The organism is Geobacter hydrogenophilus, assembly GCF_018501225.1.
Taxonomy (GTDB): Bacteria; Desulfobacterota; Desulfuromonadia; order Geobacterales; family Geobacteraceae; genus Geobacter; species Geobacter hydrogenophilus.
Genome location: NZ_JAHCZI010000006.1, coordinates 14454 through 33302 on the forward strand (window position 1 = coordinate 14454; position 18849 = coordinate 33302).

The window sequence follows — 18849 nt, forward strand, 5'->3', positions numbered from 1 at the left end:
GTCAATGACGGCGGTAGACGTGAACAAATCTATTCTTTCTGCATCGCGGTGGCTCGACAAGGTATCCATCCTTCTGTTTCTTGCTGCATGGGAGCTGGCTCCCCGTCTGGGGGGGCTGTTCGAGACCTTCATCGCCCCGCCGACGGTGGTGGTGCGGACCCTGGCAGAATTCGCGGAAAACGGCGAACTGACGGGTCACATCCTCGTGAGCCTGGGGAGGGCATTGGCCGGCTTCTGTGCGGCGGCTCTTGTGGCGGTGCCGCTCGGCTTTCTGCTCGGGAGCGGGTTCCGGACCTTCGAGCGGCTCGTGAACCCGGTCCTCCGCTTCCTCGGCGAACTGAATCCGTTCTCACTCTTCCCGCTCTTTATCCTCCTCTTCGGGATCGGGGAACTCTCCAAGGGGGCCATGATCTTCTGGGTCTGCCTCTGGCCGATTCTCTTCCGCACCATCACCGGCGTGAAGGAGATCGATCCGCTCCTGGTCAAGTCAGCCCGCACCATGGGGACGGGAATCGTAACCCTCTTCTTCCGAGTGATCCTGCCGGCTGCGGCCCCTTCCATCTTCTCCGGGTTGAAAATGGGGTCGGGGACCGCCTTTTTCATGCTGATCGCGGCCGAGATGATCGGTGCGAGCCGGGGCCTTGGCTGGCTCGTCTGGAACGCCCAGGTCAACTTCCAGATACCCCGCCTCTTTGCCGCCACGGTGGTGATTGCGCTGCTGGGGCTGACCCTCGACCTGCTCTTCAGCGTTGTTGAACGGAAGGTGTTGGGGTGGAGGCAGTCTTCTCACGCGTGACGCAGGACCAGAGAAGTCATCGGAGAAAGGAGTTGCAGACAATGGGAACCGTGAGGGCATTGCGCCGCGAAGAAGAGTCCGCCCATTTCGGGGTGCTGGATGATCCTGCCGAATCAAACGGTTTGACCGATCATTCCTATGCCGGCTACGAGCGTTACCTGAAGACGGTGATCGAGGAGATTCTCGTGGAACAGCCGAGAAAGCGGAAGCTTGTCACCATCCTCGGGGTCGTGCCGCACCAGCACGTTTTCTGGAGGGGCAACCTCCGTGTCCTGAAAGAGATTCTGGCCAGGGTGGGGGTGGAAGCCAACATCATCTTCTCTGGGGAGAATGGCCCGGAAGCCCTGCGCCGGATTTCGTCGGCGGAGCTTACCCTAGTCTTCTCGGCCTCCTCCGGACTGTCGGCGGCAAAGAAGCTCGAAAGCCGTTTCGGCATCCCCTTTGCCGTTTTTGCCTCGGTGCCGGTGGGGCCGCGAGACACGAGCGCGTTCCTCCGCATCATCGGCAGAATGCTCAAGCTGCGCGAGGCGCGGGTGGAGGAGGTGATTGCCGCGGAAGAAGACAATTCCCTCCGCTCCAGTTCCTGGATGGATGATACGGCCAGGGATCTGCTTCTCAATGTCCCCGTGGGAATCGTGGCCGATTCTCCAACCGCGGTCGGCCTTGCCCGCTACGGCGCCAACGAGCTCGGCTGGCAACCCGGGATAATCGTCATAACCGACGACCCGCCTAAGGAGTCGCGCGGCTTTATCATCAAGAACCTTACCGAGGGGATCAAGTGCCCCGTCGTCCCCCGGGTGGTCTTCAAGACCGACCCGTGGCGCATCAGGCATCTGCTGCAGGAACATACACTTCAATTCATTCTGGCCAGTTCGCGGGAAAAGGCCGTCGCTGCCAGTGAACTCAACGCCATGCTGGTGAGCGTGGCATATCCGGTCCACGACCGGCTCATCATCGAAAGGACGTACGCCGGTTACCGGGGTGGGCTGGCACTGATCGAAGACGTGGCATTCGCGTACGGTCAGTCCCTCCGGAAACCATGAACAGGGAGGCTCCATATGGCAACGCTTGCGTCACCGTCAGAGACACCGGTGCTACCAAAGATCGAAGTTAAAGAACTGAACCGCATCTATCAGCTGAAGCGGAGCAAAGGGGGCGCAGCGAGTGAATTCATCGCCCTCAAGAACATAAATCTGGAGGTGCGGGACGGGGAGTTCCTCGCCCTGGTGGGGCCGTCGGGATGCGGGAAATCGACGCTTCTCGACATCCTGGCCGGGCTTGCCTTTCCGAGCTCCGGGGCGGCCTATATCGACGGGAAGAAGATCACCGGCCCGGCTCTGGACCGGGGGATCGTCCTCCAGGGGTATGCCCTGTTCCCGTGGCGGACGGTGCGGCGGAACGTGGAGTTCGGCCTGGAGGTGAAGAAGGTTCCCAAGGGGGAGCGGCGCGACATCAGCAGCCGCTTCATCAAACTGGTGGGCCTGGAGGGATTCGAGGACCGTTATCCCCACGAACTCTCCGGCGGGATGAAACAGCGGGTCGCCATTGCCCGGGCCCTGGCCTACGACCCGGAAGTCCTCCTCATGGACGAACCGTTCGCCGCCGTCGACGCCCAGACCCGCGAGGTGCTCCAGGACGAACTGCTCCGCATCTGGGGGGAGACGAAGAAGACTATCGTTTTTGTCACCCACAGCATCGAGGAGGCGGTTTTCCTTGCGGACCGCGTGGCGGTCCTCACGGCCAATCCCGGCACCCTGAAGGAGGTTGTTCCCATCAACCTTCCCCGTCCCCGCCACACCGGCGATATTCGCTCGTCGGCCGAGTTCGGCTGGGTCCGGCACAAGATCTGGGAGCTTCTCCAGAACCGGCCGGAGGAAGTGCCGACGCGCCACTCAGGAGTACCCGTGGCTGAGGCGATCTCCCCCACGGCGGCGTTATGACGATGGGGTAGGGGATGGCCAGGACTCCCGACGCCATAACCGACCGCATCCTTCGCTGGTCGGGCGTAGCCGTCTTTCTGCTTCTCTGGGAGACGGCACCGAGGGCCGGCTGGGTCGATCCGTACTTCGCGCCGCCGTTTTCGGCCGTGTTGGGGGCCTTTGGGAGGCTGGCGGCGGAGGGAACCCTCGCGTCCCATCTCCTGATAAGTGCCTGGCGCGGGCTTTCGGGGCTTGCGGTTGCGGTGGCGGTCGGCGTGCCGGCAGGGTTTCTCCTGGGGCGGCACTCCCCCCGGGCCGGTGAGGCGCTGGAACCGCTCCTGCGGCTTCTCAGCCAGGTGAACCCCTTCACGCTTCTGCCGCTCTTTCTCCTCTTTTTCGGGATCGGCGAAACGGCAAAGATTGCCGTGATCGGCTGGGTCTCGCTCTGGCCGATCCTCTTCTACACGGTTACCGGGGCCCGCACGGTGGACCCGCTCCTGGTGAAAACCGCCCGCTCCCTTGGCGTCAACGGGGGGGGCCTCTGCCGGACGGTGCTCCTTCCGGGAGCGCTGCCGACCCTCTTCACCGGCGTGCGGATCGGCGCCGGCCTTGTCTTTTTCATGCTGGTGGCGGCCGAAATGCTCGGGGCGAACGCCGGGGTGGGGTGGCTCGTCCACAACTCGGCCATGAATTTTCAGATTCCACGGCTGTACGCGGGAGCCGTCGCCATCGTCTTCCTCGGCTATGCCCTGAACCGGGGACTCCTGACCCTGGAGCAGGCGCTTTTTGCCTGGCGCGAGGCACCGTCCGAAGCGGTTACGGGGCGAGCGGCGCGACATGTCCTGCGGCCCGGCAAGGGGGGAGCGGCCCTGGCGGCGGCGCTCCTGATACTGCTCTTCGTTGCCGGAGGGTGGGAGGTCCGGCGGGTCAACCTGGCAGCCGTCTCGGGAGGGCACAGCCACCATGGCAAGCACAGCCTGCCGACGCCGGAACGGATCGAGGAAGAAAAGCAGCTTGAGCAGGATCTGAACGGGTGGGAGCCCTTCACCGATGGAGGAAAGGGAAAATGAAGCGGGATATCTCCATCATCGGGGCGATACCGCTGGCGGTGTTTCTGGCCCTCTGGGAACTCCTCCCCCGGGCCGGCGCCATCGACCCCGTCTTCCTCCCCCCGCTCTCAACGGTGGTTGAAACCGTGGTAGGGCTCTGGCATGGGGGAGATCTGCAAACCCACGCCCTCGTGAGCCTGCGGCGGGCGCTGGTGGGCTTTCTGGCGGCAGTGGCGCTGGGGCTTCCCCTGGGGCTCGTGGTCGGCGGGTGGTTCCCCCGGCTCCAGACAGCCCTGGAACCGCTCATGGAACTCTTCGCCCAGGCGAACCCAGTGGTCCTCTTTCACATCATCATCCTCTTTCTCGGCATCGGCGAGGGGGCAAAGACCTTTATCATCGGCTGGCTCTGCCTCTGGCCGGTGACGTTCAGCGCCATAAATGGCGTGCGGGGCGCCGATCCGCTTATCCTCAAGGCGGCGCGGTCCCTTGGCGTCGGCCGGCTGCGGCTCTTTGTCTCGGTGGTTATCCCGTTGGCCGCTCCTTCCATCTTCGCCGGGCTGCGTCTTTCAGCCGGCTACGCCTTCATCATGCTGATCGCCGCCGAGATGATGGGAGCGTCGTCGGGGCTCGGCTGGCTGGTGATCCAGGCCCAGGAGAGCTACCACGTGGCGCGCATCTTCGCCGGAGCGGCGGTGATAACGGTCATGGCTCTTGCCGTGGACGGCATTCTGAAACTGATCGGCCTCTGGCTCGCTCCGGCGCGGGACACGGAAGAATCCCGACCGTTGGGAGAGTTGGCTGCAAACGTCAAGGAGAGATAAGTGGGTACACTGGTATTTACCGAAACAATGACAGCGAAGGAGCGGACCGTGGCGGCCCTGACGGGGAAGCCCTACGACCGGATTCCGGTCAACCTCCTCATCAGCGACCATGCGGCCCGGGTGATCGGGGTGACGGTGGGGGAGTACAACAACTCCGCCCGGCTCATGGCCGAGGGACAGATCGCCGCCTGGCGACTTTACGGTACGGACAACGTGAACACCGGCCCAGGCCTCGCCGGCATCGCCGAGGCGATCGGCAGCAGGCTCGCCTTCCCCGACAGCACTCCCTACGTGGCCGACCATGTCGTCAAGAAAGAGTCCGACCTGGACCGGCTCACGGTTCCCGATCCGGAGCGTGACGGCAGGCTCCCCCTGTTTCTGGAGGCGGCGGCCATCGTCCTGAAGGAGATCGGCGATCAGGTGCCCCTGTCCCTGACCACCTCCGGGCCGTTCACCACTGCCGCCGGCATCCGCGGCACCGAGCAGTTCCTGCGGGATCTCCACAAGAATCCTCCCTTTGCGCATCGGCTACTGCGCCTTGCCACCGACAGCATCATCCGCTTCGCCACGGCAGCGGTGGGGGTTGGGGCCCGGATCGGCCTGGCCGACCCCACCGCCTCCGGCACCATGATCAGTGCCCGCCAGTTCCGCGAGTTCGCCCTGCCGTACCTGAAGGAGATCGCTGCAGCCATAACCGGGGTCGCCGGATTTGCGCCGTCGCTCCACATTTGCGGGAACACCAGTAAAATCTGGCCGGAGATGGCCGACACCGGCGTGTCGGTCCTGAGCCTCGACGACGCCGTAGATATTGCCGAGGCGAAGCGGCAAGTGGGCGACCGGGTGGCGCTCCTCGGCAATATCCGTCCCACGGCCACCATGTTCATGGGCACCCCCGATGATGTGCGGGCCAATGCCCGGGAATGCCTCGCCAAGGGGTGGGACAACCCGAAGGGGTATATCCTCGGCCTCGGCTGCGGCCTCCCCATCGACACGCCGCCGGACAACATCCACGCCCTGGTGGAGGCTGCCCGCACCTATGGCCGCTGGCCTCTGGACCCGGCCAAATTTTCTCTGGAGCAGGCAGCATAAGTTCGACCCCCCTGCTTCGACCCCCCTGCTTCGCTAACGCTCGCTTCCCCCCTACAGGGTAGGGGGGATTAAGGGGGGTCATTAATCCGAGGTCCGGCGATTGTCGCTGATTAAGTGTTGCCACCCGGTTCCTGTACCCGTTACACTGTGCCCCAGTGGTTACGGCAAGAGACCGCATGCATCCGCGTGCGGTCTCTTTGCTTTGCGAAACGACATTGCTGTTTCACATTCTGATTGGACCCCCCTCAGTCCCCCCTACCTTGTAGGGGGGAAGCGAGCGTTAGCGAGCAGGGGGGTGATACTTCCACACCATGTTTCCCCGAGGAGCACCATGCCCGTCATATTTCCCAAACTCGAAGAAATCCCGGAAATGTTTCTGTCCAACATCCCGATCCGCCAGGAAACCTACCTGGTCGACGGCGAACTGCGCCGGTGGGAGGGGCCGCTCCAGGAGGTGTTCTCCCCGGTTCGGGTCAGGACGGGGGAGGAAAGCGTTCCATTAAAGATCGGGATGGCCCCGCTCCTTTCCCCGGAGGCGTCCCTGGAGGCACTGGAGGCCGCGAAGCGCGCCTACGCCTACGGTCGCGGCGCCTGGCCGACCATGCCGGTGACGGAGCGAATCCGCTGCCTGCGGCAGTTTACCGATGCCATGGAACAGCGGCGGGCCGAGATCGTCCGGCTCCTGATGCTGGAGATCGGCAAGTCGCGACGGGAGGCGGAAGCGGAGTTCGACCGGGCCAGGTCCTACATCCACGACACGGTGGAGGCGCTCAAGGAGCTTGACCGCGCCTCCTCGCGGTTCCAGATCCAGCAGGGGATCATTGGCCAGATCCGTCGGGCCCCCCTGGGGGTGGTGCTCTGCATGGGGCCTTTCAACTTCCCCCTCTACGAGACCTTTTCGACCCTGGTGCCGGCCCTGGTCATGGGGAATACCATCGTGCTGAAGCCCCCCCGGTTCGGCATCCTCCTCTTTCAGCCGCTGTTGGAGGCGTTCCGCGATTCCTTCCCTCCCGGTGTGGTCAACACGGTCTATGGCGATGGCGAGGCGGTCGTCCCGCCGCTTCTCGCCTCGGGAGACGTGGACGTGCTCGCCTTCATCGGCACCAGCAGGGTCGCCGACCGGCTCCGCGCCGCCCATCCCCGGCCCCACCGGCTCCGCTGCGTGCTCGGCCTCGATGCCAAGAACCCTGCCGTTATCCTCCCCGACGCCGATCTGGACCTGGCTGCGGCTGAATGTCTCAAGGGGAGCCTCACCTTCAACGGCCAGCGCTGCACGGCCCTGAAGATCCTCTTCGTCCACCGTTCCGTCGCCGAGCCCTTCCTGGAAAAGCTGGCCCGTGGAATCAACGTGCTGCGCCACGGAATGCCCTGGGAGGAGGGGGTGACCATCACCCCGCTGCCGGAGCCGGAGAAGCCGGCCTACCTGGACGGGCTGGTGCGGGACGCCGAGGGGCTCGGCGCGCGGGTCGTGAATTTGGGGGGTGGAGAGATTGCGGGTTCGTTCTTCGCGCCGGCGCTCCTCTATCCGGTGACCCCTGCCATGCGGGTCTACCACGAGGAGCAGTTCGGCCCCGTGGTGCCGGTGGTTCCCTACGACGACATCCGGGAGGTCATCGACTACGTGGTTTCTTCCGACTATGGCCAACAGGCGAGCATCTTCGGCCAGGACCCGGACCTCATCGCCCCGGTGATGGATGCGCTGGTGAACCAGGTCTGCCGCATCAACATCAACAGCCAGTGCCAGCGCAGCCCCGACACCTTCCCGTTCAACGGGCGGAAGAACTCCGCCGAAGGGACCCAGTCCGTCGTGGATGCCCTGCGGGTCTTCTCCATCCGGACCGTGGTGGCGGCCCGGGAGACCGACACCAACCGGCAGATCATCACGACCATCGTCGAGGAGCGGAAGTCCCATTTCCTCTCCACCGACTACATCCTGTGAAACAGGGGAGGGCGGCCTTGACCATGGTGCATGCTCTGGCATCCTTTATCGGGTGACGTCAGACCACAGCCGGAGGAACAGACCATGGAACTGCGCAATACCCGCACCACCATCCTCAACGAGGGCGATCCCGAACAGAAGCGTGCCGAGATCCTGGAGTACTTCCACCGCACCTTCGACATCGACGAGAAGCTCTACGAAACCCTTAAGTACGACGATACCTTCTACCTGCGGGCCGACCGGCTGCGCCATCCGCTCATCTTCTACTTCGGCCACACCGCCACCTTCTTCATCAACAAGCTGACCATCGCCCGGGTGATCGACACCCGCATCAACCCCCACTTCGAGTCGATGTTTGCGGTGGGGGTGGATGAGATGTCGTGGGACGACCTGGACTCCACCCACTATGACTGGCCCACCCGCCAGGCGGTGAAGGAATACCGGGACAAGGCCCGCGAACTGGTGGACGGCCTGATCCGCCGCATGCCGCTGAAGCTCCCCATTACCTGGGAGGACCCCTTCTGGGCGATCATGATGGGGATCGAGCACGAGCGGATCCATCTGGAGACCTCGTCGGTGCTGATCCGCCAGCTTCCCATAGACCAGGTGGTGCAGCTCCCGTTCTGGGATATCTGCCAAGAGGCCGGGGAACCGCCGGCCAACGGGTTGCTGCCGGTGCCGGCGGGGAAGGTGGTCCTCGGCAAGCCGAAGGATCATCCCCTCTACGGCTGGGACAACGAGTACGGCCGCCACGAGGCCGAGGTGGCCGGCTTCAAGGCCGCACGCCTCCTGACCTCCAACCGGGAATATCTGGCGTTCGTGGAGGCCGGCGGCTACCGCGAAGAGCGGTGGTGGACCGACGAGGGGTGGAACTGGCGCAATTTCCGCGATGCCGAGCATCCGCTCTTCTGGCTGAAAGGGGACGGCGGCTGGAAGCTGCGGACCATGGCGTCGATCATCGACCTCCCCTGGAACTGGCCGGTGGAGGTGAACCAGTTGGAGGCCAAGGCCTTCTGCGCCTGGAAGTCCGACCAGACGGGGCTGCCAATCCGCCTCCCCACCGAGGACGAGTGGAACCGGCTGCGGGACGTCTCCGCCATCTCCGATCAGCCATGGTGGGAGAGGGCGCCGGGGAACATCAACCTGGAATACTGGTCCTCCTCCTGCCCGGTGGACCGCTTCCGTTTCGGCGATTTCTGCGACGTGATCGGCAACGTCTGGCAGTGGACCGAGACCCCCATCTACCCCTTCCACGGCTTTGAGATCCACCCCTGGTACGACGACTTCTCCACCCCCACCTTCGACACCCGTCACAACCTGATCAAGGGGGGCTCCTGGATCTCCACCGGCAACGAGGCGACCCGCGACTCCCGCTACGCCTTCCGCCGCCACTTCTTCCAGCATGCCGGGTTCCGCTACGTGGAGAGCGCCGCCTCGGTGGAGATCCACCAGGACCAGTACGAGACCGATGCCCTGGCGGCCCAGTATTGCGACGCCCACTACGGCGCGGAGCATTTCGGCGTTCCCAACTTCCCGGCGGCCTGCGCGGAAATATGCCTTGGCCTGATGGAGGGGCGGCCCAAGGGGCGCGCCCTGGATCTGGGGTGCGCCGTGGGGCGGGCCGCCTTCGAGCTGGCCCGCGGGGGATTCGAGAGGGTCACGGGCCTCGACTTCTCCACCCGGTTTTTCCGTCTGGCGGCCCGGATGCAGGAGGAGGGATACCTGCGCTACGCCTTCCCCGAGGAGGGTGAGATCCTCTCGTTCCACGAGATCGGCTTGGCCGACCTGGGGCTCGACGGCATCCGCGAACGGGTCGAATTCTTCCAGGCCGATGCCTGCAACCTGCCGGAGAAGTTCACCGGCTACGACCTGGTGCTGGCGGCCAACCTCATCGACCGGCTCTACTCGCCGCGCCGCTTTCTGACCACCATCCACGAACGGATCAATCCCGGCGGGCTGCTGGTGATCACCTCTCCCTACACCTGGCAGGAGGCATCCACCAAGAAGGAGGAATGGCTGGGGGGCTACAAGGATGCGGGGGAGAACGTCACCACCCTGGACGGGCTGAAGGAGGCGCTGGCTCCCCATTTCCGGCCGGTTGGCGAGCCGCGGGACGTCCCCTTCGTGATCCGCGAAACCCGGCGCAAGTTCCAGCACAGCATCGCCGAGCTCACCGTCTGGGAGCGGCGTTGACGAGATATTTCACGTAAAGGAAGACAGATGACGCGACACCGCTTTGACTTCGACACCATCATCGACCGCCGCAACACCGCCAGCGAAAAATGGGACAAATACCGGGGACGGGACATCATCCCCCTCTGGGTAGCCGACATGGACTTCCGCTCGCCCCCGGCCGTTATCCAGGCCCTGCACGAGCGGGTCGAGCACGGAGTCTTCGGCTACACCCATCCCCCTGCCGAACTGGTGCAGGCGGTCCGGGCGCATCTGCTGGCCGATTACGGCTGGGCGGTGGAGGAGGAGTGGATCGTCTGGCTCCCCGGCCTGGTCTGCGGCCTGAACGTCCTCTGCCGGGCCGTGGGCGGGGCAGGGGACGAGGTCGTCACCTTTACCCCGATCTACCCGCCGTTCATGTCGGCGCCGGGGCTGTCGAACCGGGGGCTGATCAAGGTTCCCCTGCAACTGCGGGAGGGGCGCTGGGTGGCCGATTTGGAGGCTCTGGAGCGGGCCATCACCCCGCGCACGAAGCTTCTCCTGCTCTGCACCCCCCACAACCCGGTGGGACGTGCCTGGTCGCGGGAAGAGCTGGCGCAGTTCGCAGAGGTTGCAGAACGGCACAACCTGGTCATCGGCTCCGACGATATCCATGCCGGCCTGGTGCTGGACGAGGACAGGCGCCACATCCCCATCGCCACCCTCTCGCCGGAGACGGCGCGGCGCACCATCACCCTCCTGGCCCCCAGCAAGACCTACAACATCCCCGGCCTCGGCTGCTCCTTCGCCGTCATCGGCGATCCCGGCCTTCGCCGGGCCTTCAGGAAGGCTATGGGTAGGATCGTCCCCCATGTGAACGCCCTGGGCTATACCGCCGCCCTGGCCGCCTATCGGGATGGCGAGGAGTGGCGCCAAGCGCTCGTTGCGTACCTGCGTGACAACCGTGACCTGGTGGCGGCGGAAGTCAACGCCATGCCCGGCTTGAGCGTGGCCCACGTGGAAGCGACCTATCTGGCCTGGATCGACGCCCGAGAGACCGGCATCCCGGACCCGGCGCGCTTTTTCGAAGAGGCCGGGGTAGGGCTCTCCGATGGGGCCGACTTCGGCGCACCCGGCTTCGTGCGGCTCAACTTCGGTTGCAGCCGCTCATTGCTTGTGGAGGCGCTGGGGCGGATGAGGAGGGCTTTGGCGGGAATGATTTCTTGACCGTGAAAGAGGATTGCATTAGCTTCTTAACATGACGCGCCGCTCGGGAATGGTGGACTGTTGCCCGCGACTTATTCTGAAGCATCTACATATAGATAATCGTCATATACTGGTAGATGTAAGCATATACATATAGATACGGGCATCTACAGGTAGATGCATCACTCTAACCGCTCAATAACGCGTTATGATGAGAAAAATGGAAACAAAAAAAATACATTTTTTAGCTCCGATCTGGAACGTGGATCGTAGCCTCCTTCATGTACGCCTTCCCGATGATTTTGCCATAGAGGCACAACCAAGCGCGAAGTTCTTTAATTTTCTTGAGCGCATTGACCCACTTCAATCAATTCTCCTCCAGAATCAGTACGAAAGCGAGTATTGGCATGCCGCGAAACCTCTGGATGAAATTTTGGCTGTTACGAAAACTTTCGAATTGCCTTCAAATTACAAAGAGGAAGAGTGGTACGACAGCGGGGAATATGAGAAATACAAATGGTGGGAGCAGGAAGTTACTGAGCGCCTCGAGCACTTCATTATGCTGCTGAGGCTTGTTAAGTCAGGCGGGTTATTTTCACCGGTTCAACTGTTTTATACGTTCGAAGAAGGTGAGCCAGAAATGGACTATATGACCTCATCATTTCATTTCCCCGAAATGGAACTTTTCACTCTCAGAAAGAATGATTTGGAGACGGCAAATGATCTTCTGGCAAAGAACACTAGCAATATAAGATCAAAGCACGTTGCGCTTGCCGCACAACAATTTGATCAATCTTATCATGTGCATAGCATACCGTTACAGTTTTTGACCTTGATGATTAGCATGGAGGTCCTTTTCAACGACGGAAAACAAGAGCTTCGAAACAAAGTCTCACGTAATGCAGCTGTTTTTCTGGGGCGGACAAGGTTACAATCTGCAAGGATATTTAAAACAGTAAAATCACTTTATGACAAGCGGTCAGTACTGGTACACACAGGTGTGGGCGATAGCATTACTGAAGTCGACGTTGCGGATCTGAGAGTATTGGCGAGAAAAGCAATAGTTGAGCTGCTTTATTTAAAGTTTTCCAAAGATGAGCTCATTCAAAGGTTAAACGAATGTGGGTTCGGTTGTTGGCATAAGTCGAAGCGCTCATAACACTCGGGTGCTGCCGCCGAACGGCAGACCCTCAAGCCGTTGAGCCAAGAAAGATGAAGATTCCAGCAATGGAAGAGAATGTCCCTATGCCCGATGATCCGGCAGAACTTTTTGACCAGTTGTACCGCAAAAACAACGAAATGTTGTACAAGCTGGCTCTGGGGCTCACCGGGAATAGCCACGACGCTGAAGAGGTAACCCAGGAAACTTTTCTCAGGGCATTTCGTTCCTTCCGTGATTTTCGAGGGGGATGTGCATTTTCCACCTGGATTTATCGCATTGCCATGAATGTTGCCAATGATTACCTGAGGCAGCGAGCCAAGTTTCCTGTTCCTGCGCTTACTGAAGATCTTGGCTATGCGCTCGAAGAAATCCTCGACCCGAATCCCGCCAACAATCCTGAAACCGAACTGCTCGCCAATCAGATCAGAATCAAGTGCCTGCACAGCTTGACGGAATGTTTACCTCTCGAACAGCGCAAGGTGTTTTGTTTGGCAATCACCTTGGGCCTACCCCACAAGCTCGTTGCTGAAATCCTCGAATGCTCGGTCAGTTCGGTAAAAACCGCCCTTCATCGGGCAAAGGCGCGATGGTTTGGCTACATGGAGGACCGGTGTCAGCTGATTAACAAATCAGGCACCTGCTCGTGCAGGCAGTGGGTTCGCTTCGGACTGTCGCAAGGGTGGATTACCCCGCAGACAGCAGTCGCTTCGCCTCCTCCGAATACCGTGCAGGCCAGGGAAGAAATCAGTGAACTGAAGGCACTGCGCACTCTCTACCAGAGCACCTGCCAGGAAGCTGCCGACCAAGCGTATGCGCAGAGGCTTAGGAACGGGATAAGAAATAAGGAATGGGCAATTTTTTCCTGATTCATGTGTAACCTTTTGCCTCCGGTGTCGTCTAACCGACATAAACCACCTGAGGAGGCAGAGGACATGACAACAAAAGGCACACAATGGGGAATGAAACAGGGCGATACTATCAGGTCGTTCACAGTGCAGTCCAATGGCCGTATGGTTCACGGCCTCGATGCAGGTGAAGGGCCACTGGTCATAGCCCTGCATGGCTTTCCCGATCAGCCGATCTCCTTCCGCCACCAGTTTCCGTTGCTGGCGGAAAACGGTTATCGAGTGGTCGCCCCCTGTCTGCGTGGCTACTCCGAGTCAGACACACCGTCCGACGGCCCTTTTGAGGTCGCTATCCTGATTCAGGATCTGCTGGCGCTGATCTGTCAGCTGTCGGATCAACCGGTCACCCTCCTCGGCCATGATTGGGGCGCCGCGGTGGTGCGTGGCGCGGCGATCATGGCGCCGGATAAAGTCGCGAAGATTGTCTGCATGTCGGTTCCGACTGCCGCGAATTTCGGGCGGGCGTTGTTAACCAATCCGACCCAGCGGCGGCGCTCCTGGTACATGTATTTTTTCCAGTTGCCGCTCGCCGAGATGGCTGTGGCGCACAATGATTTTGAGTTCATAGAGCAGTTATGGCAGGAGTGGTCGCCGGGCTGGCACTGCCCGCAAGCGGTCATGGCTGAAATAAAGGAGGCGTTCCGAAATCCTTCAGTGCTGCGGGCGGCTTTAGGGTATTATCGTTCCCAGTTCAACCCCGCTCTCCAGCAGCCCGATTTGGCCGATATTCGGAAGTGTTTGAGCGATCCCATTCCCGTTCCGGCAATGCACCTGCATGGTGCTGATGATGGCTGTATTGGCGCGGAAACTACTGCTGGGATGGAAAGTGCCTTTCTCAAACATTTTGAAAATCATATCATCCCTTCTGCCGGTCATTTCCTGCATCAGGAACAACCGGATATTGTAAATCGCCTGATCATCGGTTTTTTGAACAAACAACTGAGCTGACGGCGTTGCTCAACCATCGGGTACTGCTGTTTCCGCTACGCTTTCACCGGCGTCCAATGGGCACCGGCCTTTCTCGTTATTGTGGATTCAAGCAGTTCAGCAGGCAGGTTCTCAGGGAGCAGACCCCGCAGGAATGGCACATCTGTACCGGGATGTTCCTTGCTTTCGCCATGTTCAGCGCCTCGTTCCTGACGCGGTGGGAAACTTTGTTGGTGAAGAGGATCATCGCCTCGGCGCTGCCGATCTTCGAGGAAAGTCCCGTCTCGGATTTGGTGAATACCTTGAGCCGAACACCGCAATCCTCCGCTTCCTCCATGTAGTGCCTTTCAAGCCGGTCCATTCCCCCGATCAATACGATGTTCATGTTTCCTCCCGTCTACATTCCCATTCTCCGGGTGGTGTTATCCTTCAGACATCTTCATTTCCGGGAAATTCTCGATGTCACAAATCTATATGTTTTAGAGATACATAAAATACACAAATAAAGTCAACAATAAAAACTATTTTTTTTATAGGCTATATAAAATTTATTGTTGACTTTGCTGGTTGGGTTAGCTAGTTTGTTTTACAGCCTATCTGATAAATAGACTTAACTGATATTGGATATTGTCTGGCAGCGGAAACCATCCGCAGCTGCCGTGCTGACCAGTAAACTGGAGGCCGGGGTTTCAGGGTTCGGACGGAACCTGTTCCCTGGCCTTTTGCACATGGAGGCAACGGAATGAAGAAAATGATTGCTGTTGCAAGCAGCGATGGAAAGCGTATCGACGAGCATTTCGGCAGGGCCCGGCGATTCAGCATCTACCAATTCAGGGAGGGGGAGTGGTCTCACCTTGAAGACCGGGAGAGTCTCCCTGCGTGCAGCGGCAGAGCCCATTCCGATGACCTGCTGGATCGGGTTGTGGATGTCGTGGCCGACTGCCGCTGGGTAGTGGTGAGCCAGATCGGCCCCACCGCCATCGATGCACTCATCGCCCGCCGGGTCCTTCCCCTCGTTATCGAAGGGACGATCGACGAAGCCCTCTCCATTGTCGGCAGGCGATATCTCGGCACCGGAGATACAAGCATAGCTAAAGACTAACGCGGGGATTTACCCCACTAACCAGAATCAGGAGGAAACTCGACATGGCACGAATCTACAGCAATTTGACGGATCTTATCGGCGGCACCCCGCTCCTGCGGCTCAACCGCGTTACCGACGGCGCCCAGGCGGAAGTGGTGGCGAAACTCGAATCGTTCAACCCGGGCGGCAGCGTGAAGGACCGGATCGGTTTCGCCATGATCAAGGATGCCGAAGAGAAAGGGTATATCAAGCAAGGCACCGTTATCATCGAGCCGACGAGCGGCAACACCGGCATCGCCCTTGCCTTCGTGGCCGCGGCCCGGGGCTATCGGCTCATTCTCACCATGCCAGACACCATGAGCATCGAGCGGCGCAACCTGCTGAAGGCCTACGGTGCAGAGCTGGTTCTCACCCCCGGTGCCAAGGGGATGAAGGGAGCGGTTGAGAGGGCGGCCGAGCTGGCGTCGGAAATCCCCAATTCCTACGTTCCGCAGCAGTTCAAGAACCCGGCGAACCCCGAAATTCACCGGGCCACAACGGCGGAGGAGATCTGGAACGATACCGACGGCAAGGTGGACATCGTGGTCGGCGGGGTCGGCACCGGCGGGACCATCACCGGCGTGGGTGAAGTGCTCAAGGCGCGCAAGCCCGGCCTTAAGGTCGTGGCGGTGGAGCCCTTCGATTCGCCGGTCCTCTCCGGCGGCCAGCCGGGCCCCCACAAGATCCAGGGGATCGGTGCCGGCTTCGTCCCCGATGTTCTCAATACCGACGTGATCGACGAGATTTTCAAGGTGAAGAACGAGGAAGCCTTTGCCATCGGCCAGCGCCTTGCTCGTGAGGAAGGGCTGCTGGTGGGGATATCGGCGGGCGCGGCCGTCTTCGCCGCCGCCCAGCTGGCGAAGCGACCGGAGAACGCCGGGAAGCGGATCGTGGTGGTTCTCCCCGACACCGGTGAGCGCTACCTCTCCACGGCGTTGTTTCAGGAAGTTTAACAATATCTTCTAAGTGAATTTGCCTTTTCACCCCCCTGCTTCGCTTGCGCTCGCTTCCCCCCTACAGGGTAGGGGGGATTAAGGGGGGTCACTACCACGGCTGACCAGAAAAACTGGAGGCCGGGGCTTTGCGTTTCCCGCGAGGGGACCGGCCCCGGCCTTTTTTCGTTACGGGTGATGCAATGCATACGATTTCGATCAACAACGTTCAGTTCTCTTACGGTGCCCAGACGATCCTCGACGGGATCGACCTCGAAGTTTTGGCCGGAGAGTTTATCTGCCTTCTGGGCCCCTCCGGCTGCGGCAAGAGCACGCTGCTTCGCCTCCTGGCAGGGCTGGCGAAACCGACATTAGGGAGCATAGCCCTGGATGGCGCTCCGATAACCGCACCTGGGCTCGACCGGGGTGTGGTGTTCCAGGACTACAGCCTCTTCCCCTGGATGACCACTGGCCAGAACGTGGTCCTGGCCCTAGAGCAGGCCTTCCCCGGAAAGCCGAAGAACGAGCAGCGGGAGACCGCCCAGGCGTATCTGGAAATGGTCGGCCTGGACAATGTCTTTCACAAGCTGCCGGGGGCTCTCTCCGGAGGGATGCGGCAGCGGGCGGCCATCGCCCGCGCCTTTGCCATCAACTCGCCGGTGCTCCTCATGGACGAGCCGTTCGGTGCGCTGGATGCCATCACCCGGGCGCGCCTGCAGGACCTGCTGCTCCAGCTCTGGCAGCAGAACAAGGGTGAACGGAAGACCGTCATCTTCGTCACCCATGACGTAGAGGAAGCGATCCTCCTTGCGAGCCGGGTGGTGGTCATGGGACTGAATCCCGGGTCGGTGAGAGGAGTGTTCGACGTCTCCATCCCCCGGCCCCGCGTCCGCCAGGAACTGTACGGCACCCCGGAATTCATCGCCCTGAGGGACCGCCTCATTGGTGAGCTCCATGCGGATGTTCTTGACGAACTGGACGAGGGGCGAACGGTCCGGACCGCCGGAGAAGGGATCTGACCGTGACCGCGGCGGGGATGAATATTCTCCTTGGGGTGATTCTGCTGCTGCTGAACCTGACAGCGGCGGCCGATGCTTCATCGCAGTCATCACCGCTGCGGCTCGGCTACTTGGAGCATCCCGGCAGCGCCCTCTGCCTGGCGGCTGGTTCCAAAGGGTTTTTCCGCGCCGAAGGAGTCAGGGTTCGTCTCGTCCGGTTCCATGACACGGAGCGAGGCCTCGCGGCCTTGGCGGCGGGGGGGATTGACGCCGGTGCCTTTGCTGTCGGCGAGACCCTGCGGCAGATTGCCGAGGGCAAAGAGCTGCGGATCATCGCAGGCGGAGGGACTGCCCGAGGTGCGGACCCGCTGGCCGATCTGGATGAGGCTGCCACTCTGGAACAGGAAAGCGGCGGTATCGTGGTGGCTGTCGCTGCTCCCCCCCGCGCTCCCGGCAAGGAGGTTCTGGTCAGGCTCGTCACTGCCTTGATACGGGCCTATCAAAGCCTGCAGAAAGAGCCTGGGGGCATAGGCCACGGAGCGGTGCACTTCGACCCGAACCCCGACTATCGGCGGATCGAGCGTCTTTGGCGCTTCCATGACCTGCAGGGTGAGAAGAGGCCCCGGGATTTCCTTGCCAATCACGTTTATGAGGAGATCTACTGCGACGCCCTTGACCGGCTGATGGATAGAACCGGAACGAAGGACGGCGTACTGCAGAAGCTGTTCAGCGAGGCGGTCTGCGTTCCCGATTGCTGCCCGCCCGTTGCCAAGAAACGAGACAAGAATAAGGGAGGTTCACGATGAAACGCATCATGGCATTCGTACTGTCGTTGACGTTGCTGGCCGGCACCGCATTCGGGGCCAATCTGCCGAAACTGCGGGTCGGCTACGTGCCGGAGCCGGCCCACGGGCTGTATTTCGTGGCAAAGGAAAAAGGGTATTTCAAGGAAGAAGGCGTTGACGTGGATCTCTTCCAGTTCGGCAGCGCCGCCGAAGGGCTGGCGGCCCTGAAGGCCGAGAAGCTCGATGTGGGTACCTTCGGAACCACCGCGCCGCTCCTCTTTATCTCGAGAGGAAGCGAGTTCACCTTCATTGGCGGCATGATGATCGGCGGCCAAGCCATCATCACCCGTCCGGAGCGTCTGGCCGAGCTTTCCGGCAAGAACCTCAAGGTCTACAAGGGAAAGAAGATCGGGCTGGTCAAGCTCTCCACCGGTGATGTCATCTTCAAGGGGGCGCTGAAAAAGGCGGGGATCGATTACAAGAAAGACATTTCATTCGTTGAGTTCGGAACGGTAGCCGCCGTGGTCGAGGCGGTCAAGAAAGGTGCAGTGGACGCCGGCCTTGTCTATCCTCCCCATTTCTCCCTGGCCGAGAAGAACTACGGCCTGAAGGTGGCCCACTACATCGAGGAATTCTATCCAGACTACACCTGCTGCCGGATCGTGGCCCACACCAAAGAGGTGAACGCCCATCCGGAGACGTACCGCAAGTTCCTTGCCGCCTTGATCAAGGCATACAAGTTCTACAAGACCAACCCGGATGAAACCGTGAAGATCTATACCAGGGCGCTGAAGATCGACGAGGACATCATCCGCAACGAGACCTATGTCAAGCGGGTGGCCGAGTCGAACCCCGACCCGCTGCGCAAGGGGATTCTCGACTTCTGGAAGCATATCCAGGAGGCCGGCTACATCACCCAGGATTATCCGATCGACAGGCATATCAATACCGACATTTACAAGCAGGCCCTGGATTCGGTCATCAAACGCGAACCGAAAGATAAAATTTATCAACAGATGCTGACGTTCTACAGAAAGCAGAATTGAC

18 protein-coding genes are annotated in these 18849 nt (G+C 60.9%); 17 read left to right on the plus strand and 1 reads right to left on the minus strand.

Annotated elements, in window-relative coordinates; all coding sequences use genetic code 11:
• Positions 1-4 precede the first annotated feature (4 nt).
• The 12 genes from KI811_RS11275 (at position 5) to KI811_RS11330 (ending at position 13985) form a co-directional block, all read left to right on the plus strand.
• Entirely contained in the window at positions 5-796 is a 792-nt protein-coding gene (locus KI811_RS11275) for an ABC transporter permease (RefSeq protein ID WP_214186576.1), read from the plus strand.
• 41 nt (positions 797-837) lie between these two features.
• Entirely contained in the window at positions 838-1839 is a 1002-nt protein-coding gene (locus KI811_RS11280) for a nitrogenase component 1 (RefSeq protein ID WP_214186577.1), read from the plus strand.
• A gap of 15 nt (positions 1840-1854) precedes the next feature.
• Complete coding sequence (locus tag KI811_RS11285; RefSeq protein WP_214186578.1) at positions 1855-2736, plus strand: ABC transporter ATP-binding protein; 882 nt, start codon at positions 1855-1857, stop codon at positions 2734-2736.
• 14 nt (positions 2737-2750) lie between these two features.
• Positions 2751-3785, plus strand: coding sequence for an ABC transporter permease (locus KI811_RS11290; protein ID WP_214186579.1), 1035 nt, complete (start codon positions 2751-2753; stop codon positions 3783-3785).
• The gene (locus KI811_RS11295; protein ID WP_214186580.1) at positions 3782-4585 is read left to right on the plus strand and encodes an ABC transporter permease; all 804 of its coding nucleotides are present in this window, start codon (positions 3782-3784) and stop codon (positions 4583-4585) included. The genes KI811_RS11290 and KI811_RS11295 overlap by 4 nt, the downstream gene beginning before the upstream one ends.
• The gene (locus KI811_RS11300; RefSeq protein WP_281875830.1) at positions 4586-5674 is read left to right on the plus strand and encodes a uroporphyrinogen decarboxylase family protein; all 1089 of its coding nucleotides are present in this window, start codon (positions 4586-4588) and stop codon (positions 5672-5674) included.
• Positions 5675-6005: 331 nt separating this feature from the next.
• Positions 6006-7613, plus strand: a complete 1608-nt coding sequence (locus KI811_RS11305; protein ID WP_214186581.1) for an NADP-dependent glyceraldehyde-3-phosphate dehydrogenase — start codon at positions 6006-6008, stop codon at positions 7611-7613.
• An 84-nt stretch (positions 7614-7697) separates the two neighbouring features.
• Positions 7698-9806 (plus strand): 5-histidylcysteine sulfoxide synthase, encoded by a 2109-nt coding sequence (gene ovoA / locus KI811_RS11310; protein ID WP_214186582.1) that lies wholly within the window; start codon positions 7698-7700, stop codon positions 9804-9806.
• A 27-nt stretch (positions 9807-9833) separates the two neighbouring features.
• Positions 9834-10991: a MalY/PatB family protein gene (locus tag KI811_RS11315; RefSeq protein ID WP_214186583.1), complete on the plus strand. Its 1158-nt coding sequence runs from the start codon at positions 9834-9836 to the stop codon at positions 10989-10991.
• A gap of 199 nt (positions 10992-11190) precedes the next feature.
• The gene (locus KI811_RS11320; protein WP_214186584.1) at positions 11191-12129 is read left to right on the plus strand and encodes a HEPN domain-containing protein; all 939 of its coding nucleotides are present in this window, start codon (positions 11191-11193) and stop codon (positions 12127-12129) included.
• A gap of 53 nt (positions 12130-12182) precedes the next feature.
• The gene (locus tag KI811_RS11325) at positions 12183-12998 is read left to right on the plus strand and encodes an RNA polymerase sigma factor (RefSeq protein ID WP_246551700.1); all 816 of its coding nucleotides are present in this window, start codon (positions 12183-12185) and stop codon (positions 12996-12998) included.
• A gap of 66 nt (positions 12999-13064) precedes the next feature.
• Complete coding sequence (locus KI811_RS11330; RefSeq protein ID WP_214186585.1) at positions 13065-13985, plus strand: alpha/beta fold hydrolase; 921 nt, start codon at positions 13065-13067, stop codon at positions 13983-13985.
• 76 nt (positions 13986-14061) lie between these two features.
• Here the strand turns inward: KI811_RS11330 and KI811_RS11335 are convergent, their stop codons facing one another.
• Entirely contained in the window at positions 14062-14349 is a 288-nt protein-coding gene (locus KI811_RS11335; RefSeq protein ID WP_214186586.1) for a DUF2325 domain-containing protein, read from the minus strand.
• A gap of 357 nt (positions 14350-14706) precedes the next feature.
• Here KI811_RS11335 and KI811_RS11340 point away from each other — a divergent pair, with 357 nt between their 5' ends.
• The 5 genes from KI811_RS11340 to KI811_RS11360 all read left to right on the plus strand — a co-directional run bounded on the left by KI811_RS11340 (position 14707) and on the right by KI811_RS11360 (position 18848).
• Entirely contained in the window at positions 14707-15066 is a 360-nt protein-coding gene (locus KI811_RS11340; protein ID WP_214186587.1) for a NifB/NifX family molybdenum-iron cluster-binding protein, read from the plus strand.
• Positions 15067-15110: 44 nt separating this feature from the next.
• Positions 15111-16040, plus strand: a complete 930-nt coding sequence (gene cysK / locus KI811_RS11345) for a cysteine synthase A (protein WP_214186588.1) — start codon at positions 15111-15113, stop codon at positions 16038-16040.
• A 182-nt stretch (positions 16041-16222) separates the two neighbouring features.
• Positions 16223-17038: an ABC transporter ATP-binding protein gene (locus tag KI811_RS11350; protein ID WP_214186589.1), complete on the plus strand. Its 816-nt coding sequence runs from the start codon at positions 16223-16225 to the stop codon at positions 17036-17038.
• A 17-nt stretch (positions 17039-17055) separates the two neighbouring features.
• Positions 17056-17823, plus strand: a complete 768-nt coding sequence (locus KI811_RS11355; RefSeq protein ID WP_214186590.1) for an ABC transporter substrate-binding protein — start codon at positions 17056-17058, stop codon at positions 17821-17823.
• Positions 17820-18848: an ABC transporter substrate-binding protein gene (locus tag KI811_RS11360; protein WP_214186591.1), complete on the plus strand. Its 1029-nt coding sequence runs from the start codon at positions 17820-17822 to the stop codon at positions 18846-18848. Before KI811_RS11355 ends, KI811_RS11360 begins: the two co-directional genes overlap by 4 nt.
• The last annotated feature ends 1 nt before the right edge of the window (position 18849 follow it).